This window comes from Bacillus sp. NEAU-Y102 (assembly GCF_054788175.1).
Genome location: NZ_JBTWFK010000002.1, coordinates 473,486 through 498,213, shown reverse-complemented (window position 1 = coordinate 498,213; position 24,728 = coordinate 473,486). Strand labels below are relative to the sequence as shown.

The window sequence follows — 24,728 nt, the reverse complement described above, 5'->3', positions numbered from 1 at the left end:
ATTATACTTGGAGGAACAGGAATTATAATGAAGGAAATGAATTTCGCACGAAAATGGTTAACTTTGTTGCAAAAGACATATATACTAAAGATAGTATACAACGAGGTGGGCAAGACGTGATTATAGAGAAGCACGAAATTCAAATTGACCAAATTACGAGCGGTAAAGTGAATATCTTTACTTTCTATAGAAATAGAAAGCAAATTGATGATCATTTTTTACGATTGCAAGAACCATCGCTTACAGCAAACTACTTCTTCCATTTTCATTTTGATGCAGAGAGCTTGCATCTACTGCAGGAAGAGTTTCCAGGCGTATATCCGTACGACGGTAGTGAAACGATTCACGACTGGACGGAAAAGATGAAAGCTGAATTGCAACATCAGATCCAAACAGGTAAATGGAATAAACGCGTACGTATCGGTAATCGCATTCTAGATGTGGTGTTTACGTGGTGTGACGAAGATATAGTAGAGTGAAAAAGAAGCGGATGACGCTTCTTTTTTTTAGCGCTGGAATAAAACGAGCTTACCTGCAGTAGATGTACAGCGATGTGTTTTTTCATACAATCCTTTTTCTTGTAAGATAGATTCACCTTTTGCTTTTGCTTCTTTTTCAGTTGCCGCCTCGAATGATTCGTCTAATGCTTTTGAACCATCTTTTTCAAAGACTGTTAGAACGTATACTCCCATGAAAATTCCCTCCAATAATTAAAATCAGAATCTTATAATTATTTTGACATAAAATGCTACAATATGCAAAGAAATATATGACATTGCGTGGTAAAATAGAATGAAACTTTAATCATCGAGAATATTTTTATTCTCGATGATTATTAGTTTTCAGCGATGTTAATTTTAATAAAATGAAACTTTTGAAAGATAGAAAGGATCGTTATTTGTGAAACAAGTAAAGTTTATACATGCGGCTGATTTGCATTTGGATAGTCCGTTTAAAGGGATGGAGATGAATGTGGCGCAGTCTGTTTGGGAGAGAATGAAGCAAAGTACGTTTGAATCATTTGAGCGTATTGTTGATAAAGCGATTCAAGAGCGCGTTGATTTCGTATTACTAGCTGGGGATTTGTATGATGCGGAGACGAGAAGTTTGAGGGCGCAAGTGTTTGTGCGTGAGCAAATGAAGAGACTTTCGCAGTACGATATCCCTGTTTTTATTATTCACGGTAACCATGATCATTTAGGGGGAAGCTGGGCAGCAATTGAGTTTCCGGAAAATGTTCATGTGTTTACCGATCCTTATGTAGAAGAGAAATCATTTTATAAAAATGGTGAGCTATTAGCTTCTATTTATGGGTTTAGTTATTTGCAGCAAGCGGTAACGGATAATATGACAGCGCAGTATACGAAAATGAGTGATGCGCCTTTTCATATTGGCATGCTTCACGGAAGTGTGGAAGGAGATGCAGAGCATAATCGCTATGCACCGTTTCAAATTCGTGAATTGAAAGAAAAACAGTTTGATTATTGGGCTCTTGGCCATATACATAAACGTGAAATTTTATCAGAAGAGCCGTATATTATTTATCCAGGGAACATACAAGGTCGTCATCGTAAGGAAACAGGCGAGAAGGGTGCGTACCTTATTGAACTTACGAAACAAGGAACGCACTGTTCATTTTTCCATACGGCAGATGTTGTATGGGATGAGATCGAGGTTTGTATTGATGGACTTGAAACTGTTGATGAACTTATGACGAGCATGTCAACTGCGATGAATGATTGCCGAAGAGAAGAGGAAGGGACGCTTTTAACTGTCGTATTCATAGGGCAGGGCCCACTTTCTCCTTATTTGCGTGACGAAAAGCGTGTGGAAGAGATTTTTCACATTTTAGCATCTGGCGAAGAGCGAAAAGATTTCGTATATGCAATGAAGTGGAAAAATGAGACGGTTTCTTTTGCGGAAATCGAACGTTTGAAAGCGGAAAATCATTTCGTCGGTAGTGTGCTAAAGGAGCTAGAAGCTTTCACAAATATGGACGGCGTGTTGCGCACCATTTGGACATCTCCTGTAGCGCGTAATAGTATTGAATCTTTTACAGAAGACGAGAAGAAAGAGATTCAAAAGGAAGCAGAAAATATTATTTTAGAGCAATTATTCCAGCAAGAGAGGGATAAAAAATGAGAATTGAAAAACTCCATATTTATGGGTACGGAAAATTAGAAAATGTGGAAATGGATCTTTCCTTGCTGACGGTGCTATACGGTGAAAATGAAGCGGGGAAATCGACAATTCGCTCGTTTATGAAAAGTATTCTGTTCGGTTTTCCGACGAGAGGACAGCGCCGTTATGAGCCGAAAGAAGGCGGGAAGTATGGCGGTGCGATGACTGTACAAACAGAGCAGTACGGCCGTTTGAAAATTGAACGATTGCCAAAGACGGCAGCTGGCGAGGTGACCGTTTATTTTGAAGACGGGAAAACGGGCGGCGAGGAAATTTTAAACGATATATTAAGCGGGATGAATGAAAGTTTATTTGAATCGGTCTTTTCATTTGATATGCATGGTCTTCAAAATATTCATCAGCTCGGCGAAGCAGATATTGGCAATTATTTATTTTCAGCAAGTGCAGTCGGAAGCGATGCGCTATTACAGTTAGATAAAAAGCTAGAAAAAGAAATGGATCAACGCTTTAAACCGAGTGGGCGTAAACCGGAAATTAACGTGTCACTGCAAGAGATGAAGAAACTTGAAGAGAAGATGAAAGAGTGGCAAGGGAAAATTGGCACGTATGAAAAACAAGTCGAGCAATTAAAAGAAAGTGAAGAGAAACTTGCTTCTGTTCGTATGGAGAAAGAGAATGCAGAAAAGCGAAAGCAAGATTATGAAATATTAGCAGCGCTTGAGCCACTCGTTATTGAAAAGCGTGCGCATGAGAAAGTGTTAGAAAATGAGAGCGGACAATTTCCTGTAAACGGAACGGCGCGCTATGAAGCAATTAAGGCGAAGATGGAGCCGCTCCAATTACAAGTTGACTCGCTCCACAAAAAAATAGAGACGGTGCAATCGGAAATTGCCTCGATTCAAATAGATGAAGAGTTTTTACAAAAAGAAAGTTATGTAGAAGAACTTCGTATGCAGCATTTGTCTTATGAAAATGCGTGCCAAGAAATGCGTGATATGACAGGAAGTATTACGAATATAAAAGAAGAAATTGCAGAACTAGAACAGCAAATTGGTGCTACTTTTGAAAAGGAAGCGGTTCTTGCGTTTGACATGAGTTTGGCGACGAAGGAATTAATTACGCAAACCGTACAAAAAGCGCGTGAATTAGAAACGCAAAAAGCACAGCTTGATGATCGTTTTAAAGTAGCGCAAGAGCAATTAGAAGAACAAGAAGAAAATATAAGACAGATTCAGAAACAAATGTTAGTTGATGAAGAGCGAGATACGTTAGTTGAGAAAGAGAAATCGTTCCAAGACGCGGCGTTTATCGGTATGGGTGCAGAGAGAATGAAGCGTAAGTATGAGGAAAAAGCAGGAGCGGCTATGCAAAAGAAAAAGCAGTGGCAAAGAGTTTGTCTTCTGTTACTTCTTATTAACACGCTTGTTTTATTCACAAGCTTATTTATAGATAACCGCCCGCTCTTATTTATTAGTGTTATTGTTTTTGTAGGGATTGTTCTTGCCCTTGTTTTATATAAAGATCCGTCAAGTGGATTACAAGAAGAGCTTCTTACTCTTCAGCAAAGTGCTGGCGGGAGACAAAGTGAAGAAGCGCTGTCTGTGCGCTATGAGTTAGAAAAAGATGAAGAGATTCGGAAGCTATTTGAGCGTGAGTCTTATAAATTACAGCAAATGGAGCGAGCTTATGATAAAGTCGTTTCATCGTATGAGGAATGGGAGAGAGAAACGTTCCAAGCGGGAGAACAAGTAGATGCATATAAAACGCGCTATATGTTCCCAGAATTTTATACGTATGCACACATATTGCCAGCGTTTGAGCGTATTGAAAAAATGCAGCAATTATATCGTGCATTAGATAAGCAAGGCACGCGAAAATCTTCATTATATGAAATAATTTCGCATTTTGAACAGAAACTAGAAACTGTTATCGGTAGTGCGGAGTATAGTAAGTTGTATGAGGCGCAAAGGCTTATGCAAAATGAGAAAGAGAAGAGACAAACTTGTAAGCAGCTGAAAGAGAAACTGGCGGAATGGCAAGAAGAATATGAGTTCATGCAAGAGCAATTAAAGCAATTACTAGTAGAACGAGACAGTTTATGGCATATTGCAGAGGCTGCAGATGAAGAGATGTTTTTAGAAGCAGGTAAACTAGCGGAAAAACGTGAAGATGCAGAGAAACAAGTGGGGCGTTTATTACCGCAAATTGATCTGTTAGAACAGCGTTTAAAGAGTTTATCATTAGCTGAACATTACGAAGCTGACGGTTATGAAGAGAAATTAAAGAGAGAAATTACAGTCGTGCAAAACTGTCTGGCGCAAGAGAAAGAACTGACAGAGCGTATTGCGAAACATCGTATGGGAATTGCGAATTTAGAAGAAGGTAGTACGTACGGTGATTTAATGCATGAATGGGAAATGAAAAAAGCGCAAGTGCGTGAACAAGTGAAGAAGTGGGCTGCTTATGCGGCCGCAAAGACAGTATTAACGAAAACGAAGCAATATTATCATGAAGTACATCTTCCTCGTATTTTACAAAAATCAGAAGAGTATTTCGTCTATTTAACAGGCGGACGATATAGTAAAATCTTTTCACCGTCAGAGGCGGAACCGTTCGTTGTTGAACGTAACGACGGTATACGTTTTTACAGTCATGAACTAAGCCAAGCGACAGCGGAGCAGTTATATTTATCGCTGAGATTTGCACTTGCGAAAACATTTGAACATGATTATCCATTTATTATTGATGATAGTTTCGTGCACTTTGATGCGGTAAGGACGGATCGAACGATTGAACTAATAAAGGAAATCGCGAAAGATAGACAAGTAATCTTCTTTACATGTCATGCGCATTTACTCGCGTATTTTACAGAAAAACAGATTATAAAATTAACACATAAGCGTAAAGAAAATGAGTTGTAATATGCTATACTAAAAGTAACTGATTTGGTGGAGGAATTCGAATGAAAAAGAAAATTGCAGAATATGAAGTTGGTGAACAAGTCGATGTTTTCTTGTTAATTAAAACAGCGACAAAAGGTCTAGCAAGTAATGGAAAGCCATTTTTAACAGTAATCTTACAAGATCCAAGTGGAGATATTGAAGCGAAGCTATGGGACGTATCACCAGAAGTTGAGAAACAATATGTAGCAGAAACAATCGTTAAAGTAGCTGGTGATATTTTAAACTACAAAGGACGTATTCAATTACGTGTGAAACAAATCCGTGTTGCGAATGAAAATGAAGTAACAGATATCTCGGATTTCGTAGAAAAAGCACCAGTGAAAAAAGAAGATATGGTTGAGAAAATTACGCAATACATATTTGAAATGAGAAACCCGAACATTCAGCGTCTAACAAGACATTTATTAAATAAGCATCAAAACGAATTTTTAGAATATCCAGCAGCGACAAAGAATCATCATGAGTTCGTATCTGGACTAGCTTATCACGTTGTATCAATGCTAGATTTAGCGAAAGCTATTTCAAATCTATACCCATCATTAGATAAAGACTTACTATATGCAGGCGTTATTTTACATGACCTTGGTAAAGTAATTGAACTATCTGGTCCAATTTCTACAACGTATACGTTAGAAGGAAATTTACTAGGCCACATTTCTATCATGGTGAACGAAATTGGTAAAGCAGCAGATGAGCTGAACATCGATGCAGAAGAAGTATTAATTCTTCAACACATCGTCCTTTCTCACCACGGAAAAGCAGAATGGGGTAGCCCAAAACCACCATTAGTAAAAGAAGCAGAAATTCTGCACTACATCGATAACTTAGATGCAAAAATGAACATGATGGACCGCGCATTAGGACGCACAAAACCAGGCGAATACACAGAGCGTGTCTTTGCGCTTGATAATCGTTCGTTCTATAAACCGACGTTCCATAATTAAAAGTGTGAATAAAGTGGCCTCATTAAGTTTTAAAAGCTTAGTGAGGCTGTTTTCTTTATTAAAAATTAAATGAAATAGTTAAGAAGTACGCATGGGGTTAACGAAGAACGATTAAAACATATCTCACCACTAGAATGGGAGCATATCAACTTTAATATGGCAGATACTTAGAATCGCTTCAGCCTGTATAACAGGCCTAAAAATAAGAGTTGAAACTTGTTTAGCATCTATTTTTGTTAAAAGGTGGGAGAATTGTGCTATGATGTGAGCAAATATAAAACTATCTAAAGGAGGGATTCACATGCCGCATGTTGTGTTTCGTGGAATTACTACTGAACAATTAAAACACATAAGCAAGCCATTAGTAGAAGAGCTCGCAGAGATTTGTGAGTGTGGTACGGATAATTTTACGTTGGAACTACCAAGTTCTACGTTTGTATTCAATGGAGAAGAAATAGAAGCGTTTCCTCTTATTGAAGTGAAATGGTTCGAGCGTGGACAGGAAATTCGTGATCGATTTGCCAAGGCCATTACTACATATGTAATGGATTTTGGACTTCCAGAAGTAGAGGTTGTATTTACGGTTTTCACAGAATCAGCGTATTATATTAACGGGAAGCATTGTGCAAGTTAGAGCTATTATAAATGTTTTTGTAACATTTATCCCGCATTAACGGGCAGTAAGACCCCCACCTCAAAATTCAGCGGAAGCAAAGAAGTTAGGTGGGGGATCAACTGTCCGTAAAAGCCCGATTGGTTCAACTAATAATCAGTGGGGGATGAACAAAACCCCCACTGATTAAAGTTTCACTTTATAAGGGATAGAACCACATCACTATCAAGCTAACTAGACAAAATACCCTCTAAAAAGAAAAAGGCGTTATTCTTTCTGAGAAATCATAGGAAAGGATAACGCCTTTATATCAATTTTAATATAATCGATTCACTTCTTTATAAAAAGTTTGGTTATTTTATTGAAGCTTATTCCACAAATACACCCGTTTGTTCACTTTTTTACTGTTTGAAAGCCATACTTTTTATATTGATTCATTTATTGGAAAAACCGAAAGTTTTAAACTCTCTCTATTACATATTTATTTTTGGAAAAATAGCCTAACTCCAAATACTAATAATACTGTGCCAGTAATACCCTCTATTGTACGGTTCACCTTTTCTTTTCTTAAAAAAGTTCTTAATTGACGTATTAGAGAGATATAAAGTAAATACCATATTGCTGTCAAAGTCGTAAATGTGAATCCCAACAAAAGAAATTGGAAGAAATGACTTTGATTACTCACAATAAATTGGGGTAGAAAACTAAGGAAAAATACAGCCGTTTTTGGGTTTAAGATTGCCGTGGTAAATCCTTGTCTAAAACTTTTAACCGTTCCAATATCCTTAGAGTTTATTTCCACTGAACCTGACATATCTTCTTTTTTAGAAAAGGCACTTTTAATTGACTTTACAGCTAAATAAATTAAATAAAATGCCCCAGCATATTTTATTAATGTAAATAGCATAGCAAATTTCATTAAGATAGCAGAGAGTCCTAGTGTAGCCATTATTGTATGAATCATCATTCCAGATACCGTTCCTAAGACGGTCTTTATCCCACCATTTCTACCATGAGAGATAGTGTTTTTTGTAACTAAAGCAAAACCGGGACCAGGCATCATTATAATAAGGAGTGCTGTAAGGATAAATAGCATATAATTTTCCATGTTCTGGTATTTCCTTTCTGATTTTTAGTTTCGCTTATAGTATAGCTTTTTTCCTTAAAACATTAAATATAAAAAGTGTGATCAGGATAGTATCATAAACTTTCAAGGAGTTGTAATTGAATTATAGAGGGCTTCACTTGAATAATGTTCTTCTGTAAATGAGCGTTTTAATAGAATGTCAATTACGTAAATAATCAGATTTTACACCCTAAATGTTATTTAACAAAAAAATCTTGAATTCGAGATTTTTCACTTGCTTTACTATCACTTGAGGTGTAAAGTGATAGTAACGAAAGCGATTGAGTCATATGAAAAACATACACTCAGTTGTTTTCGATTAAAAAACAAAGTAACTTATACAGTAAAAACTAAGATGAATTTACAAAAACATAATTAAGAATAAATTGAAAAGCTAAAAACCATATTAGTTGTGGGAAATATTATTTTTTTAGTTATCACTTGACTAGTAAAACGAAACGGAGGAATAACCAATGTATAAAATTAAAGGGCATCATCACATTTCAATGGTTACGAAAAATGCAAATGAAAATAATCACTTTTATAAAAACGTGCTTGGCTTACGTCGTGTGAAAATGACAGTAAATCAAGATGATCCGTCAATGTACCACTTATTTTATGGAGATAAAACAGGAAGTCCAGGTACGGAATTATCATTTTTTGAAATTCCATTAGTAGGAAGAACATATCGCGGTACGAATGCGATTACTCGAATTGGATTACTCGTTCCTTCAGAGGAAAGCTTACATTACTGGAAAGAACGATTTGAGAATTTTGATGTGAAACATAGTGAAATGACAACATATGCAAATCGTCCTGCTTTACAATTTGAGGATGCTGAAGGTCTTCGCTTAGTACTACTCGTTTCAAACGGAGAAAAAGTAGAGCACTGGGAAACTTGGGAGAAATCAGAAGTTCCTGCAAAGCATCAAATTCAAGGAATGGGTTCTGTGGAAATGACAGTTCGTAGACTTGATAAAATGTCGAGTACACTTACAGAGATGTTCGGTTATACAGCGGTTAGCCGTAGCGAAGAGGAAGCAATTTTTCAATCCATTAAAGGAGAGGCTTTTGGAGAAATCGTTGTGAAATATTTAGATGGACCTACTGAAAAGCCGGGCCGAGGGAGCATTCACCATTTAGCAATTCGCGTGAAAAACGATGCAGAGCTTGCCTATTGGGAAGAACAGGTGAAACAAAGAGGCTTCCAGTCTTCAGGAATCATCGACCGTTTCTACTTTAAAAGCTTATATTTCCGTGAATCAAACGGAATCCTTTTTGAAATTGCGACAGATGGACCAGGATTTACAGTTGATGGAGATGTGGAACATTTAGGAGAAAAACTTGATTTACCACCGTTCTTAGAAGATCAGCGTGCAGAGATTGAAGCGAATTTAGCACCTATTGAAGAGAAGTAATAGGAGAGAAAATATAAATTAAAAAACATTGGAGGAATATAAAATGAACCAATTAAAAGGAATTCACCACGTTACAGCGATTACAAGTAGTGCAGAAAAGAACTATGAGTTTTTCACTCACGTTTTAGGAATGCGTTTAGTTAAGAAAACAGTAAACCAAGATGATATTCAAACGTATCATTTATTCTTTGCAGATGATAAAGGGAGTGCAGGAACAGATATGACATTCTTTGATTTCCCAGGTGTTCCGAAAGGCGTACACGGTACAAATGAAATTTCAAAAACTTCATTCCGTGTTCCGACTGATGCAGCATTAGAGTATTGGGTGAAACGCTTTGACCGTCTTGAAGTAGAACATACAGGAATTAAAGAGCAATTTGGTAAGAAAACTCTTTCTTTCGTTGACTTTGATGACCAACAATATCAATTAATCTCAGATGAACTTGATAAAGGAATCGAATCAGGTACACCGTGGCAAAACGGGCCAGTACCATTAGAATATGCAATCACTGGTTTAGGACCTGTATTTATCCGTATTGCAAACTTTAGCTTCTTCAAAGAAGTGTTAGAAAAAGTTCTATTATTTAAAGAGGTTGCGCAAGAAGGGGAATTCTATTTATTTGAAGTGAACAAAGGCGGAAACGGTGCATCTGTTATTGTAGAACATAATACAGTTCTTCCTGAAGCACAACAAGGTTTTGGTACAGTGCACCATGCGGCATTCCGCGTAGAAGATCGCGCTGTATTAGAAGAATGGATTGAGAGAATCAGTAGCGTAGGACTTCCTTCATCTGGATATGTAAACCGTCACTTCTTCGAATCATTATATGCAAGAGTTGCACCACAAATTTTATTTGAATTCGCAACAGATGGACCAGGATTTATGGGAGATGAGCCATACGAAACGCTTGGCGAAAAATTATCTTTACCTCCATTCCTAGAGCCAAAACGTGAAGAAATTGAAAAATTAGTTCGTCCAATTGATACAGTGAGAAGTACGAAGGAATTTATTAAAGAGTAAAAATAGAGATAGTAAGTAGGAGAGCAAGTAGTTTTAGCGGAGTGCTGGAACTGCTTGCTTTTTTATTTATCCTAGTAAGTTTTCTGACAATTGTTTCTCAAGTTATTAAAAAGGAAAACTTTGGTATAATTAATTAAAATATAGAATTTTCTAATAATTATTTTTCAATGCATAGAAAAGGAGTGGTAATATACAATTTTGATAATTGTATAAAAATCCTAATTTTATAATTTTGGAGAAAAGGGGATGCGAGTTTATGGGAGCAGATGTATTAACGCGGGAGCAAATGAAACATTCTTTAGATGATTGGTATCGTGTAATGTTGCAGCAAAATATAGAGAAGGCTACGGAAATGAAAGAGGAGATTGAAAGTAAGATTAGTGGGTTGGACGTGAATCAGGATGTATTACTTTATCATGCGTTGTTGAATTTTAGGTATCAAGTTTTGAGTGATTGGGTTTCCATTAAAGAAGGTCACTTTAATCAAGTAGAACCTTTTGAAGTTCCGCAAGAAGGTTTGCTAGCTTATTATTATCATTTGTTTAAAGCGCTTTATTTTAGAATGGTTGAAAATTATGAGGAAGCTAGTAAAGAATTTGAACAGGCAGAAAAATTATTAGAATATATTCAAAATCCTTGTGAAAAAGCAGAATTTAATTATCGTTTAGGTGAATTTTACTATCATACATACCAGGAAGTGAAAGCTATTCACCATATTCAAAAAGCGAAAGAAGAATTTATAAATCATCCTGAGTACCAAATTAATGTTGCATTATGTGAAAATATATATGGTTTATGTTGCGTGGAATTAAAGCAATTTGAATTAGCTGAAGAAAGTTTTAATATTGCTTTAGATGTATTCCAAAGATTAAATCATAAAAAGTACGTTCTGATGATTAGAAACAATTTAGGTTGGTTATATGGTACTCAAAATCTATCTGATTTAGCCATTCGTCATGCTTCTGAAGTTGCTGAGAAATTACCTAAACATTATAAAGCGATTTTTACAGTGGCTGAAGAGTATTGGAAATTGGGTGAAATTGAGTTAGCGCAAAAATATATTGCGATGGGAATTGAAACATGTAACGAATTAAAAAATAAAGAATTTCAATATCGTTTTATGATATTGGAAGAATTGAATAAGGGCTCTAATGCAAATGAAATGGAGAAAATTGTATTAGAAAGCATTTTGTATTTTGAAAGTAAAAATCTGTTAGAATGTATAAAAGAATACAGTGAAAAATTAGCAATGCAATTTTATGAAGAAGGTAATCATATCAAAGCAAGTAAATATTTTTATATAAATAATAAAGCGAATAAAAAATATTTAGAAAAGGGAGCTTTGAAATAATGAAAAAACTTAGCAAATTAATAGCGGGATTAGCAATTTTGGGGGCTTTAGCCATAGGATTAAACAGCTCGACTGAATCTAATCAATACGCTAGTCGAGGAGATACGGGCGGAGCACCAGCAAGACCAGACTACGTTAACATTGGCGACACAGGAGGAGCACCAGCAGATAATAGAGGCGACGGCGGAGTAAGCCAACTATAATAACAAAGAAAGGGACTTCAACATGAAGTCCCTTTTTCTATTTTCAGGCCATGTAGAGAAAAGAATTGACTTACTTTAAATGTGTAACTATAATAGTTACAGAATAACCATTAGTAATAGAAATGAGTTATATTTTTTTAGTATAATTGTAACTGTTTTAGTTACAATTAAAAAGAGAACATAAAATAACCAAAAAATGTAAAAACTTTAAATAGCAACTCAAGAAAGGAGACGGGAACTTTGAAACGGTTTAAGTTTTATTTAATTAGCGGTATTGTGCTCGTTTTGTTAATTGTTTGTAATTTCGTTGAGAAGCCGATTGCGAAGGTTGGAGAAGTGAAAGATACTGTTATGATGAAGCTGAATACGAAAGAGAGTATAGCGCAAATTGATGGGCAGACGATTTATTTTAAACAAATTGGTGAGGGAAAACCTCCGTTACTTATGTTGCATGGGTTTGGTGGTTCTTCTGATGGATTTAGTGATATTTATCCGGAACTTGCGAGAGATCATACGATTATTGCAGTTGATATTTTAGGATTTGGGCGCTCTTCTAAGCCAGTTGATTTTCAGTATTCGTTTCCTGCGCAAGTGAATTTATATTATAAGTTAATGAAGAAGCTCGGATACGATCAGTTTGCGGTGCTCGGCCATTCGATGGGCGGAGAGATGTCCCTTAATTTAGCGTATTTATATCCGGATGCAGTGACGCATCTCATCTTGGCAGATGCTACAGGGATAGAGTCTTTCCAGCAAAAAGACAGTTATGAAGTGCCGCCGCTATCGACGGACTTACAAACTGTAACTGAGATTACGAAGTATAATAAAAATGAAGTGAAAAATAGTCGTGATGATAAAGAGCATTATGATCAGCTTACGAAAATGAGAGAGCGCCGCATTGCGATGGAAGCTGATAAAATTAAGGTACCAACTCTAATTATATGGGGACGACATGATAAGAGTGTTTCTTGGAAAAATGGTGAACTGTATCATGGGCTATTTGCAAATAGTACGTTTCATATTATTGAAAAAGGATACCACGCACCGTTTCGTCAGGAACCAATTGAGTTTATGGAATATGTACAAGCATTTTTCGCGAAGCATCCACAATAAAAATTTTAAGCATAAATCCACTTCTTTCCTCATAGAGTGAAACTAATAAGGCTTGTCTAAGGAAAGGAATGAAGTAGAGTGGAAACTTTACCATGGTGGGTTTATCTTGTAATTGTCGGGATTGTACTAAGTGGCTACATGGTTTTATATACTTCAAAAAAAGAGCAAGATATGGATAATGAGTTTATCGAAAAAGAAGGCGAAGTGTATATGAAGCGCTTAGAAGAAGAACGCGAGAAACGTAATCAGGATAGTGATAAAGATTCGGTATTGCTTTAATAAAAATTTTGAAAGGCTACCACCTAGTAGAATTTTACAAATAGGTGGTAGCCTTTTTTCTTCTGGGGGAGCAGTATATGTTCATCAAGCTAAGGTTATATTAGTTTAATTTTACATGTATAAGAGAGTCATCATAAAATTTTATTGATGGTATTTATATATATTTTTACTCATAAGAATGGAACTAGCGGGGATTTTACTGGGGGGGATTAACAATGCATAGGGATGAAACTTCATTACATCCTGATACAGGTGTTACATCTGTAATGTTTGTTGAGCGTTCATTAAATGAAATTCGTTTTTGGTCTAGAATCATGAAAGAGCATTCTTTTTTTCTTCGCTTGGGATTTAGATGCGAGGATACTCAACTAATTGAAGAGGCTAATCAATTTTATCGATTGTTTGAACATATTGAACAAATAGCGCATTCCTATACAAATGAAACAGATCCTGAGCAAATAAAAAGATTTAATGCAGAAGTACAACAAGCCGCAACTAATATTTGGGGATTTAAACGAAAAATTTTAGGATTAATTCTCACATGTAAATTGCCAGGACAAAATAACTTTCCACTTTTAGTTGACCATACAAGTAGGGAAGCTGATTATTTTAGAAAACGTTTAATACAATTAAATGAAGGTAAATTAGATGCTCTTCCTGATGCTATTATTAAAGAAAATGTTTTCTTTTTACGGATTATGGCAGACCATGCTAAATTTATTGGCCATCTTCTTGATCCATCGGAAAGAAAGCTTGTAGATACAGCACGGAATTTTAGCAATGATTTTGATGAATTGATGTATCAAGCAATTGACTTAGAATCTATGAAACCACAATCCCAAACAGTCCCACTTTTAGATCAATTTTTAGATCAAAATCGTGTGTCGGTTACATCTCTTCGGGATTTTAAGAAAACAGCACGTGATTTAATTGAGCAATGTAAAATAAAGAGTATCATTCATCCATTATTAGCAGACCATGTTTTCCGTGAAGCTGATAGATTTCTTGAAATAATTGATATGTTTGATGTTCATCTTACAAATATTCAATCCCAACCTAGATATTAGAAGATAAGGAAAGATAATATTTTACTTTCGGCTGAGAAGTTAACAATTTATTGTTAGCTTCTTTTCTTGCGATTAAAAATTCCTTTTAAGAACTACATAAATCCCTTTGACCAAATATGTAATTCTTTGTAAAATGATATATATGGAAAGATTATGAATATACAGGAAATCTGTGAATAGTAGATTTTAATAAATTATTCGGGGGAAATTTATTAGTTAAGTATATTAACTTGTTTGCACTACATTTTACAAATAAAGGGGTATTAGTAATCATGAAAGCAAAGAAATTAGTAAGTTTAGCGTTACCAGTTATGTTATTGAGTGGTTGTATTACAATTGAAACTGATGGTAAGAAAGCTGAACCAAAGAAAGAAGAAACGCAAAAGGTAGAGAAAGAGAATAAGACTTCTGAAAAAGAGAGTAAGTCAACTGATAGCAAGAAAGAGGATAGCTTATCAGTAGCGAAAGGTGAAGGTACAAATAGTAGCTCATCAAGTAGTCAACCAAGTTCTTCTTCAAATAATTCAACTTCTTCAACTGGTAAGGTAACGGGTTCAGATGTTGAAAGGTACAAGGCAGATATTATAAACAGTGCTACTCAAATTGAAGATACAATGAAATTAATTGAAGGAATAGCAGATTCAGACGTAAAATCATACAAACAAAAGAAAAGTGAAGTGCAACTGAGTTTAGGTGGAGCAAAGGCAACTGCAACGAAACTGAAGAATCTACAAGCGCCTCCTGAATTACAGGGAGAACAAGCGAAGATAAAGCAATCGATGGAACTGTATGCGGATTGTTTTCAACTTCTCTTTGATGCATTGGACCAAGAAGACGAAAGTAAAATGCATCAATCATTAAGTAAAGCACAAGAAGGTTCGAAACTGTTTGAAGAGGCAGCGAAGAGTATCGGTAGTAAAACCAACTAAGAATAAATTATTTTAAGGGGTACTTGTGGGTGCAGTTGGTGCAAGTGAAGAGTTAGGAATTAGTTATGGAAACACATTACAAATTTATCAAATGGACGATAATGTTCGTATTCGATATGTAAAACAATAAATAATTGGTGAAAAACTCTGTAATAAATTTTACAGGGTTTTTTGTTAGTTCTAGTTTATTTTTTTTGTCTTCCTAAGCGCTAAGCATACTAGTATAAGTTGAGAAATGAACAAAACGATAATGATAGGCAGATGATGTAACTCCATAGTAACTGTAACCATCCAAAGCCCAATTCATACACTATGATGGAGGTTTTTTACTTACTAATCGGATGAAAAAGGAGTGTAATCATGAAGAAACGTACTGTTAATGAAGCGGGAGGGAATGTGCCACAACCAATCCGCAGCGACGGAGCTGGTGCGATTGATTCTGGACCTCGTAATGTTATGCGGGATATTCAAAATCCGAATATGCTTGTTCCGCCTATAACGGATGCAGGGTTAGTTCCTAACTTGAAGTTTTCATTCTCGGACACTTCTATGATTTTGAAACAAGGCGGTTGGTCTCGGGAGATTACTGCTCGGGAACTACCGGTTTCGACGACGATTGCGGGAGTAAATATGAGTTTAACGGCCGGTGGAGTACGAGAACTACATTGGCATAAAGAGGCAGAATGGGCGTATATGCTTTTAGGACGGGCGCGCATAACGGCTGTTGATCAAAATGGACGGAATTTTATTGCTGATGTTGGACCAGGTGATCTTTGGTATTTTCCTCCTGGTATTCCGCATTCCATTCAAGGATTGGAACATTGTGAATTTCTACTCGTTTTCGATGATGGGCATTTTTCTGATTTATCTACTTTAGCTATTTCTGATTGGTTTGCGCATACGCCAAAAGAAGTGTTGTCGGCTAATTTCGGAGTACCTGAGAGTGCTTTTCGTTCTATCCCTTCAGATCAAGTTTATATTTATCAAGGAGAGGTGCCAGGTTCGCTTGAAAGCCAGGAAATTCAATCGCCGAAAGGAGAAGTTCCTTTAACATTTAAACATGAATTGTTAAAACAAAAGCCGATTAAGACGCCTGGTGGTAGCGTTCGAATTGTAGATTCTACAAATTTCCCTATTTCCAAAACAATCGCAGCAGCGCTCGTTGAGGTTGAGCCTGGCGGAATGAGAGAACTTCATTGGCACCCGAATAATGATGAATGGCAATATTATTTGACAGGGGAAGCGAGAATGACTGTGTTTCTTGGAAATGGTACCGCTCGTACATTTGATTATAGAGCTGGCGATGTCGGATATGTACCGTTTGCGACGGGGCATTATATTCAAAATACAGGTACCGAAACATTATGGTTTTTAGAGATGTTCAGAAGTAATCGTTTTGAAGATGTATCGTTAAATCAATGGATGGCACTGACTCCTAAAGAAATAGTGGAGAGTAATATACATGTTGGCCCGCAAGTAATGGATTCCCTGCGTAAGGAGAAGAGGCCTATTGTGAAATATCCAGGGTTTTCATATAGTCCGAAAAATGATGAGTAAAAATGAAAATTTGCGTTATTCTTTCTGGAGACTGATAAGAAGGGATGGCGTATTTTTTATGCCTAATCTAGTCTTTATCCCGCTATTTGCTGGGCAGTAAGACCCCACCTCAAAATTCAGCGGAAGCAAAGAAGTTAGGTGGGGGGCGGGCTGTCCGTAAAAGCACGATTGGTGAGGGCTGATTAAAGTTTCACTTTATTAGTATCCGCTCTTTGTATTATTGTTCGGGAAATTATTATCGGAGCATAGTATAGGGAAGATACATATAAAATAGCACTATTATAAGCTGTAACGCATAAGTTGCACAGGCGATGCAACGATAACTAGCTTTACTCTTCATCATTTATTTGAACATAATGGGCATAGAGAGGTGATAAACACAGTATGATTTTTAGTGAGCGTTTAAAAGAAGAAAGGGAAAAAAGAAATTGGTCGCAAAATGATTTGGCTGAAAAAATTCATGTAAGTAGGCAATCTGTTTCGAAATGGGAGACGGGAAAGAACTATCCGAGCATTGAAATTATTATTCATTTAAGTGATTTGTTCGATATTACGATTGATGAACTGCTAAGGAGTGATGAAGAATTGACGCAGAAAGTAATTGAAGATAGTAAGAAATTGGCATATCCAAAATGGAAGGTGTTTTTTGATAGTTTATTTATGATAGGGGTATTTTTACTTATTGCAAAAATCGTTGTATGGATGCTAAATAAATTTGCTGGAGCAAGTATTGCAATTGTAGCAGATGCGCCATATGTAATGAATCTTTTACCCCTTGCATTCATGATTATAGGTGGTATAGGTTCCGATAAGTTGAAGAAAATATATAGATAGAGGAAATAATTTCTCTGCACTAGCTGCTCTTTCTACTCAAATTGTGTACTATAAAGGATAGATAGGAAGGGTAACTAACTGTTACGATTTATTTAACCATTTATAACCAAAGTTAATTAAATATATCAGTAAGCCCTGCTAGTCAAGTGATTGGCTAGTAGTGAGGGTTAACTGCGGGCAATCCCTAAAGCTGATTGAACTACAACGTGGCTAGAAATGGCGAGCGTGAATGTCGCGAAAGCAGAAAAAATCAATCAGATGGTGCAAGGTTAAATCCTAAACACTAGAACAATGGGTCTTCCGCCTCGAATCATCTAAGTCAAAAGCGATAAGATGAACGTTCAACGACTATCTCGTATAACTGACGAGAGTACATCACAAGCCTATGGTGGTGGAAAAATCCTCTATCTCTAAAGAGATAAACATATAGTCTGCGCTCATGTGAAAATATGAGAAGTTCATAAGAGAACTGGCTAAGGAATTGCGCCCTTAGTTGAACGAGATAAATTTAATCAAATCTATCAAACCTCATCGAATCTATCGAACACATGTGCTATCGTGGGTTCAATGAGGTAAGAATAATAATGAAATTTTCACGAGTTAGTCAAGTATCAGAATTAACAGGTTTGCATCCGAGTAGTCTTACGAGAATGCTGGTGGAACACGCTACGATTCAGAAGAACAAATCTTTCATTAAAGGAGTTACATTCTGATGATATTGGCGAAGAAAGTCAGACTAATTCCAACGCTTGAACAAGAAAAAGTGCTTAGAAACCATGCTGGAGCTGCAAGATTCGCTTATAACTATTGTAAAAGAATGAGTGATAGATACTATAAGCTATTTGGAAAATCTGTTTCACAGTTAGCTTTACAGAAACGATTTACAAAGATCAAGAAGCAAAAGAGATATGAGTGGTTAAAAGACATTAATGCACAAGTGCCCAAACAGGCTTCAAAAGATTTTGATACGGCGAGAAAACATTCGTTCAAAAAGTACAAAAATGGTTATCACACTTCTTATAAATCCAAAAAAGATTTAATCCAAGGATTTTATGCCAATTATGAAAGACTGGTTATAGGAAAGAAAGTAGTTCATATTCAGTCTATTGGAGAAGTGAAAACAAGCCAACAACTACCAAGGAATAAAAAACCATCCAATCCAAGAGTTACATTTGATGGTCGTCACTGGTGGATTAGTGTGGGGTTCCAAGAAGACTTTGAATCACAAGAACTAACCAATGAGTCGATTGGTGTGGATGTTGGTTTAAAAGAGCTGTTTGTAGCTTCTAATGGTACGAAAGAACGAAATATAAACAAAGATGCCAAGGTTAAAAAACTTTTGAAAAGGAAAAAGTCAGCGCAAAGAGATATGTCTAGGAGATTTAAAAAAGGTGTGAAAATTCAATCTGCTGGATATGAAAAAGCGAAAGCTGAGCACCTGCGGTTATCTAGGAAAATTATGAATATCCGAAATAACCATATCCATCAAGCAACAGCTAGATTGGTGAAAACCAAACCAATGAGGATTGTTGTGGAAGACTTATCTATCTCAAACCTGTTAAAAAACAAAAAACTATCGAAAGCATTTTCATTTCAAAAATTAAACTTCTTCTTTCAATGTTTGTCATACAAGTGCGAGAAGTACGGCATTGCGTATGTAAAAGCTGATAAATGGTTCGCTTCAAGCAAGATTTGCTCATGTTGCGGCGTTAAATACGACCATTCAGTTCAACCAGAAGGACAGTGGAGTTTAAAGATTCGTGAATGGCGTTGTGCTTCATGCAATAGCTATCACGATAGGGATGTAAATGCTGCGATAAATTTATCAAGATGGGTAAAATAAATGCTTGATAATAGGAGGTAACGATACTGCCTCGTGTGGAGTGTTATACCCCTCGTCCCTTTGGGGCTGCGAGAACACGATGAAGCACTAACTCGTGTAAATTTGATTGAATTGTATAGATTTAGTTAAGTTTATCGTATCGGGACATATAGAATGGAATTTCATGAACAGAAGATTTTGCCGGCAGTGAGGCAAATTAAAGATTTGGAAAAGCTATTACATAGTTCGTATGAATATATCGTTATTTTAGATATTCATGTCGGCCAATTGAAGAGTGTTATATCGCTTGCGAAGCAATATTGTAAAAAGGTGTTTTTACATGTGGATTTAATTCATGGCTTGCAGAGTGATGGGCATGCGACGGAATATTTATGTCAGGAGTTTAGACCGTACGGGTTACTTTCGACAAAGGCGAGCGTTATTATGAAGGCGAAGCAAAAAGGTGTTGTGGCAATACAACGCATCTTTTTAATCGATTCGAGTGCGATGGAGAAGAGCTGCAATCTTTTAGATAAGACGAAACCGGATTATATTGAGGTGCTTCCAGGAGCAATGACGGATATTATCGCTGAAGTGAAAGAGCGTACTGGTGTACCGATTTTAGCAGGTGGTTTTATTCGTACTGTAGAAGATGTGGAAAGAGCTTTAAACGCTGGTGCGACAGCGATTACGACGTCAAAACGCGAACTATGGAAACATTACCAAAAAAAGTGACGAAAATGTGAAAAAATTCTGTTGACACCGCTTTCATAAGAGGTTAACATTATAGACAAGTTAATAAACGTGACGGAGAAAAGAAGAGATCCACATTTCATTGTTTCTATATAAATTTATATAGAAGCGTGCAAAGCTGTGGGTCTTTTTCTTTTGACAAAAACGAATGGCCATTCATTTTACCTCTATCACATTTGGAAGCGTTTAAATTGATTGTGGAGGGATACTATGTCAGCATTTTTAGGAGAGTTAATAGGGACTGCGTTGTTAATCGTACTTGGTGGCGGCGTTTGTGCTGGTGTAAGTTTAAAGAAATCGTTTGCGAAAGATTCAGGTTGGATTGTTATTACAATGGGCTGGGGCTTAGCGGTAGCGGTTGCAGCGTATGCGGTTGGATCAATTAGTGGGGCACATTTGAATCCAGCTTTAACGATAGGACTAGCATTTAAGGGAGCGTTCCCATGGAGTGACGTACCAGGTTATATCGTAGCACAAATGATTGGGGCAATTATCGGGGCAGTTATCGTATATTTACATTACTTACCACACTGGAAAGAAACAGAAGATCCAGGAACAAAGTTAGGCGTATTTGCAACAGGTCCAGCAATTCCGAACACATTTGCAAACCTTTTAAGTGAAATGATTGGAACATTCGTTTTAGTATTTGGTATATTAGCAATTGGTGCAAATAAATTTGCAGATGGATTAAATCCATTTATCGTAGGTTTCTTAATTGTAAGTATTGGTTTATCATTAGGTGGAACGACAGGATACGCTATCAACCCAGCACGTGATTTAGGTCCGCGTATCGCACACTTCTTCCTTCCGATTGCAGGAAAAGGCGGTTCAAACTGGAAGTATGCATGGATTCCAGTAGTTGGTCCAATTTTAGGTGGATCACTTGCAGGTTTATTCCATCAAGTTGTATTTGAAGGAAAACAAAATTCAGCACTTATTTATGTGATTATCGCAACTGTGATTGTACTAGCAATCTCTTATATGACAAGTAAAAAAAGCGGAAGCAATACAAATAGTAGAAAAGTAGCATAAGGGGGAAACCGATATGAAAAAATATATTCTTTCATTAGACCAAGGAACAACAAGCTCACGCGCAATTTTATTCAATAAAAAAGGTGAAATTGTTCATTCAGCTCAAAAAGAGTTTACACAACATTTTCCAAAGCCGGGCTGGGTAGAGCATAATGCACAAGAAATTTGGGGATCTATTTTAGCAGTTATCGCAACTTGCTTAAGCGAAGCAGATGTAAAACCAGAACAAATCGCTGGTATCGGTATTACGAACCAACGTGAAACAACGGTTGTATGGGATAAAACAACTAGTAAACCAATTTACAACGCAATCGTATGGCAATCTCGCCAAACAGCTGAAATTTGTGATGAGTTAAAAGAAAAAGGTTATAGCGAAATGGTTCGCGAAAAAACAGGTCTTTTAATTGATGCATACTTCTCTGGTACGAAAGTAAAATGGATTTTAGATAACGTTGAAGGTGCAAGAGAAAAAGCAGAAAACGGCGATCTATTATTCGGAACAATTGATTCGTGGCTTGTATGGAAACTATCTGGTGGTAAAGCACACGTAACAGATTACTCAAACGCATCACGTACGTTAATGTTTAACATTCACGACTTACAGTGGGATGATGAGCTTCTAGAAATGTTAACAGTACCAAAGAGCATGCTTCCAGAAGTACGTCCATCATCTGAAATATATGGAGAAACAATTGATTACCACTTCTTCGGTCAAAATGTACCGATTGCAGGTGTAGCTGGTGACCAACAAGCAGCTTTATTTGGACAAGCTTGTTTCGGTGAAGGTATGGCGAAGAACACTTACGGAACTGGTTGCTTTATGTTAATGAACACAGGTGAAAAAGCAGTAGCTTCTGAGCACGGTCTATTAACAACAATTGCATGGGGAATAGATGGTAAAGTGAACTACGCATTAGAAGGAAGTATTTTCGTAGCAGGTTCTGCAATTCAGTGGTTACGTGACGGAATGCGCATGTTTAAAGATGCAAGTGAGAGTGAAGTGTATGCGAGTCGCGTTGAATCAACTGATGGTGTATACGTTGTACCAGCATTCGTTGGACTAGGAACACCTTATTGGGATAGTGAAGTACGCGGCGCTATGTTTGGTGTAACACGCGGTACGACGAAAGAGCACTTCATTCGTGCAACGCTAGAATCTTTAGCTTACCAAACGAAAGATGTATTATGCGCAATGGAAGCAGATTCAGGTATTGAACTGAAAACATTACGCGTTGATGGCGGAGCAGTTAAAAATAACTTCTTAATGAAGTTCCAAAGTGATATTTTAGATGTTCCTGTAGAGCGTCCAGTGATTAACGAAACAACGGCTCTAGGTGCAGCATACTTAGCTGGTCTTGCGGTTGGATATTGGAAAAACCAAGATGAAATTAAATCACAGTGGCATATGGACAAACGCTTTGAACCAACGATGGAAGCGGAAACAAGCGAAGAGCTATATGCTGGATGGAAAAAAGCAATTGAAGCAACAAAAGCTTTCAAATAATCATAAACAGTGTTATAATGGTGACAAGTTAATAATTCGGTAGGAGATTTGGAGAGACCACAACGCGCTATAGAGGCGAAATCTATAGCGGAGTTTGTGGTCTCTTTTTTCGTTATCAAAGGGAGGAATTACCATGAAATTTTCAAGTAAACAACGTAAAGACGTATTAAACGGAGTAAATAAACAAGAGTTAGATGTGATCGTAATTGGTGGAGGTATTACTGGTTCTGGTATTGCATTAGATGGAGCAACACGCGGGTTATCAACAATTGTGTTTGAAATGCAGGACTTTGCAGCAGGTACATCAAGTCGTTCAACGAAGCTTGTACACGGTGGTCTACGTTATTTAAAACAACTTGAAGTGAAAATGGTAGCAGAGGTGGGTAAAGAGCGTGCGATCGTATATGAGAACGGTCCCCATGTAACAACACCAGAGTGGATGTTACTTCCGTTCCATACAGGCGGTACGTTCGGATCATTTAGTACATCAATTGGTCTTCGTGTATACGACTTCTTAGCAGGTGTAAAACGAAGCGAGCGCAGAAAGATGTTTAACCGTGAAGAAACGCTAAACAAAGAGCCTCTTGTAAAAAAAGAAGGATTAAAAGGCGGCGGTTACTACGTAGAATATCGTACAGACGATGCGCGTCTTACAATTGAAGTAATGAAAGAAGCAATTGAGCATGGTGCGAAAGCTGTTAACTACGCAAAAGTAGACAGTTTCTTATATAAAGATGGAAAAGTATGCGGTGTACGTGTAATCGATTTACTAGACGGTGAAGTATATGAAGTTTACGGTAAGAAAATTGTAAACGCAGCTGGTCCTTGGGTAGATACACTTCGTGAAAAAGATAACTCGAAAAAAGGAAAAGTACTTCAGTTATCAAAAGGTATTCACTTAGTAATTGATCAAAAACGTTTCCCACTCGGGCAAGCAATTTACTTCGATACACCAGATAAACGTATGGTGTTCGCGATTCCTCGCGGAGGAAAAACATACGTAGGTACAACAGATACGTTCTATGATAAAGACGCAGCTGTACCACAAATGACAACAGAAGATCGCACATACATCATTAATGCGATTAACTACATGTTCCCAAGCGTGAAAATTACAGAGAAAGACATTGAATCAAGCTGGGCTGGTGTACGTCCGTTAATTTATGAAGAAGGTAAGAATGCATCTGAAATTTCTCGTAAAGATGAAATTTGGACTTCTGAATCTGGTTTAATTACAATCGCAGGTGGTAAATTAACAGGATACCGCAAAATGGCTGAAATGGTAGTAGATTACGTAACGAACTTACTACAAAAAGAAGGTCATAGTGCGTATCCGAAGAGTGATACGAAACATATGCCGATCTCTGGTGGACATGTAGATGGTTCACACGGATTCCCGGCATTCGTTGCGAAAAAAGCAGACGAAGGTACGAAATACGGTTTAACGACAGCGCAAGCAGAAGAATTCGCGAAATTCTATGGCTCTAACGTAGACGTACTGTTCGGCTTAGCGAAAAAACATAAAGACGAAGCGAAAGAATACAACATGCCGCTTGACGTTCTAATCCCACTTGTATACGCAATGGATTACGAAATGACAGCAAAACCAGTTGACTTCTTCGTACGCCGCAGAGGCGCTGTATTCTTCAACATCCACTGGGTATATGAGTGGAAAGAAGCAGTAATCAACTACATGGCTGCGAAACTAGGCTGGAGCAAAGAAGAACAAATGAAATATACAGCTGAACTAGAAAAAGCATTAACAGACGCTGTAATTCCTGTAGATCAACAAGAACAGGCAGCTGCGTTAGCGTAAAATAGATAGATATGTTTTTGGAAGAAAGAATTGTGTAGGTATAAAAATGCACAATTCTTTTTTTATTATAGGGGATAAATTATGAGTATTTGGCGTTAAAAAGACTCTTATCATTAATGGAGAGAGTCTTTTATTTTGCGTGCCCAGCTAAGCTGGACACTGCTTCCTGGTGAAAGTCCAGCCTAGGTAAGAGCCAAGTCGTCTAGTAGCTAACAGGCAACTGGTGGAGAAATCCTAAGGT

23 protein-coding genes are annotated in these 24,728 nt (G+C 37.0%); 21 read left to right on the top strand and 2 right to left on the bottom strand.

What is annotated here, in order from left to right:
* The first annotated feature begins 116 nt into the window (after positions 1–116).
* Positions 117–479, top strand: a complete 363-nt coding sequence (locus ACYFX0_RS08990) for a hypothetical protein (protein WP_000582776.1) — start codon at positions 117–119, stop codon at positions 477–479.
* Positions 480–506: 27 nt separating this feature from the next.
* On the opposite strand, the gene ACYFX0_RS08985 is transcribed toward ACYFX0_RS08990, so the two are convergent.
* Positions 507–692 carry a YhzD family protein gene (locus ACYFX0_RS08985; RefSeq protein WP_000539552.1) on the bottom strand — a complete coding sequence of 62 codons (186 nt, stop codon included), beginning with the start codon at positions 690–692 and terminating at the stop codon, positions 507–509.
* Positions 693–900: 208 nt separating this feature from the next.
* Between ACYFX0_RS08985 and ACYFX0_RS08980 the strand changes: the two genes are divergently transcribed.
* From ACYFX0_RS08980 to ACYFX0_RS08965, 4 genes are all read left to right on the top strand, one after another.
* Entirely contained in the window at positions 901–2,142 is a 1,242-nt protein-coding gene (locus ACYFX0_RS08980) for a metallophosphoesterase family protein (protein ID WP_086397003.1), read from the top strand.
* Positions 2,139–5,063, top strand: a complete 2,925-nt coding sequence (locus ACYFX0_RS08975; RefSeq protein WP_106081499.1) for an ATP-binding protein — start codon at positions 2,139–2,141, stop codon at positions 5,061–5,063. The genes ACYFX0_RS08980 and ACYFX0_RS08975 overlap by 4 nt, the downstream gene beginning before the upstream one ends.
* Positions 5,064–5,104: 41 nt before the next feature.
* On the top strand, positions 5,105–6,049 hold the full coding sequence (yhaM, locus tag ACYFX0_RS08970) for a 3'-5' exoribonuclease YhaM (protein WP_000726650.1): 945 nt from the start codon (positions 5,105–5,107) through the stop codon (positions 6,047–6,049).
* A gap of 301 nt (positions 6,050–6,350) precedes the next feature.
* The gene (locus ACYFX0_RS08965; protein ID WP_001120954.1) at positions 6,351–6,683 is read left to right on the top strand and encodes a DUF1904 family protein; all 333 of its coding nucleotides are present in this window, start codon (positions 6,351–6,353) and stop codon (positions 6,681–6,683) included.
* Positions 6,684–7,143: 460 nt separating this feature from the next.
* Here ACYFX0_RS08965 and ACYFX0_RS08960 read toward each other — a convergent pair whose 3' ends face one another.
* A complete protein-coding gene (locus ACYFX0_RS08960) occupies positions 7,144–7,770 on the bottom strand; it encodes a LysE family translocator (protein ID WP_000433006.1) in 627 nt (208 codons plus the stop codon).
* A gap of 491 nt (positions 7,771–8,261) precedes the next feature.
* Here ACYFX0_RS08960 and ACYFX0_RS08955 point away from each other — a divergent pair, with 491 nt between their 5' ends.
* The 16 genes from ACYFX0_RS08955 to glpD all read left to right on the top strand — a co-directional run bounded on the left by ACYFX0_RS08955 (position 8,262) and on the right by glpD (position 24,487).
* Positions 8,262–9,206 carry a ring-cleaving dioxygenase gene (locus ACYFX0_RS08955; protein WP_106081498.1) on the top strand — a complete coding sequence of 315 codons (945 nt, stop codon included), beginning with the start codon at positions 8,262–8,264 and terminating at the stop codon, positions 9,204–9,206.
* A gap of 43 nt (positions 9,207–9,249) precedes the next feature.
* Positions 9,250–10,227, top strand: coding sequence for a ring-cleaving dioxygenase (locus ACYFX0_RS08950; RefSeq protein WP_001072581.1), 978 nt, complete (start codon positions 9,250–9,252; stop codon positions 10,225–10,227).
* Positions 10,228–10,483: 256 nt separating this feature from the next.
* Positions 10,484–11,578 carry a response regulator aspartate phosphatase gene (locus tag ACYFX0_RS08945; protein WP_106081497.1) on the top strand — a complete coding sequence of 365 codons (1,095 nt, stop codon included), beginning with the start codon at positions 10,484–10,486 and terminating at the stop codon, positions 11,576–11,578.
* Positions 11,578–11,781, top strand: a complete 204-nt coding sequence (locus ACYFX0_RS08940; protein WP_086397009.1) for a Phr family secreted Rap phosphatase inhibitor — start codon at positions 11,578–11,580, stop codon at positions 11,779–11,781. The genes ACYFX0_RS08945 and ACYFX0_RS08940 overlap by 1 nt, the downstream gene beginning before the upstream one ends.
* Positions 11,782–12,021: 240 nt before the next feature.
* The gene (locus ACYFX0_RS08935) at positions 12,022–12,894 is read left to right on the top strand and encodes an alpha/beta fold hydrolase (RefSeq protein ID WP_016077999.1); all 873 of its coding nucleotides are present in this window, start codon (positions 12,022–12,024) and stop codon (positions 12,892–12,894) included.
* A 78-nt stretch (positions 12,895–12,972) separates the two neighbouring features.
* Positions 12,973–13,173, top strand: coding sequence for a sporulation YhaL family protein (locus tag ACYFX0_RS08930; protein WP_000449223.1), 201 nt, complete (start codon positions 12,973–12,975; stop codon positions 13,171–13,173).
* Positions 13,174–13,388: 215 nt separating this feature from the next.
* On the top strand, positions 13,389–14,240 hold the full coding sequence (locus ACYFX0_RS08925) for a DUF2935 domain-containing protein (protein WP_002087190.1): 852 nt from the start codon (positions 13,389–13,391) through the stop codon (positions 14,238–14,240).
* Between the two features lie 272 nt (positions 14,241–14,512).
* Positions 14,513–15,169 carry a DUF7018 domain-containing (lipo)protein gene (locus ACYFX0_RS08920; protein ID WP_000644838.1) on the top strand — a complete coding sequence of 219 codons (657 nt, stop codon included), beginning with the start codon at positions 14,513–14,515 and terminating at the stop codon, positions 15,167–15,169.
* Positions 15,170–15,529: 360 nt separating this feature from the next.
* A complete protein-coding gene (locus tag ACYFX0_RS08915) occupies positions 15,530–16,726 on the top strand; it encodes an oxalate decarboxylase family bicupin (protein WP_097888273.1) in 1,197 nt (398 codons plus the stop codon).
* Between the two features lie 384 nt (positions 16,727–17,110).
* Positions 17,111–17,560: a helix-turn-helix domain-containing protein gene (locus ACYFX0_RS08910; RefSeq protein ID WP_000577640.1), complete on the top strand. Its 450-nt coding sequence runs from the start codon at positions 17,111–17,113 to the stop codon at positions 17,558–17,560.
* Between the two features lie 584 nt (positions 17,561–18,144).
* Positions 18,145–18,273, top strand: coding sequence for a hypothetical protein (locus ACYFX0_RS08905; RefSeq protein WP_000672787.1), 129 nt, complete (start codon positions 18,145–18,147; stop codon positions 18,271–18,273).
* A complete protein-coding gene (locus ACYFX0_RS08900; RefSeq protein ID WP_000599296.1) occupies positions 18,273–19,403 on the top strand; it encodes an RNA-guided endonuclease InsQ/TnpB family protein in 1,131 nt (376 codons plus the stop codon). The genes ACYFX0_RS08905 and ACYFX0_RS08900 overlap by 1 nt, the downstream gene beginning before the upstream one ends.
* Positions 19,404–19,556: 153 nt before the next feature.
* The gene (gene glpP, locus ACYFX0_RS08895; protein WP_000394286.1) at positions 19,557–20,117 is read left to right on the top strand and encodes a glycerol uptake operon antiterminator GlpP; all 561 of its coding nucleotides are present in this window, start codon (positions 19,557–19,559) and stop codon (positions 20,115–20,117) included.
* A 228-nt stretch (positions 20,118–20,345) separates the two neighbouring features.
* Positions 20,346–21,167 carry a glycerol uptake facilitator protein GlpF gene (gene glpF, locus ACYFX0_RS08890; protein WP_001272200.1) on the top strand — a complete coding sequence of 274 codons (822 nt, stop codon included), beginning with the start codon at positions 20,346–20,348 and terminating at the stop codon, positions 21,165–21,167.
* Between the two features lie 13 nt (positions 21,168–21,180).
* Positions 21,181–22,671 carry a glycerol kinase GlpK gene (gene glpK, locus ACYFX0_RS08885; protein WP_000760013.1) on the top strand — a complete coding sequence of 497 codons (1,491 nt, stop codon included), beginning with the start codon at positions 21,181–21,183 and terminating at the stop codon, positions 22,669–22,671.
* Positions 22,672–22,804: 133 nt separating this feature from the next.
* A complete protein-coding gene (gene glpD, locus ACYFX0_RS08880; RefSeq protein ID WP_106081496.1) occupies positions 22,805–24,487 on the top strand; it encodes an aerobic glycerol-3-phosphate dehydrogenase in 1,683 nt (560 codons plus the stop codon).
* Positions 24,488–24,728 lie beyond the last annotated feature (241 nt).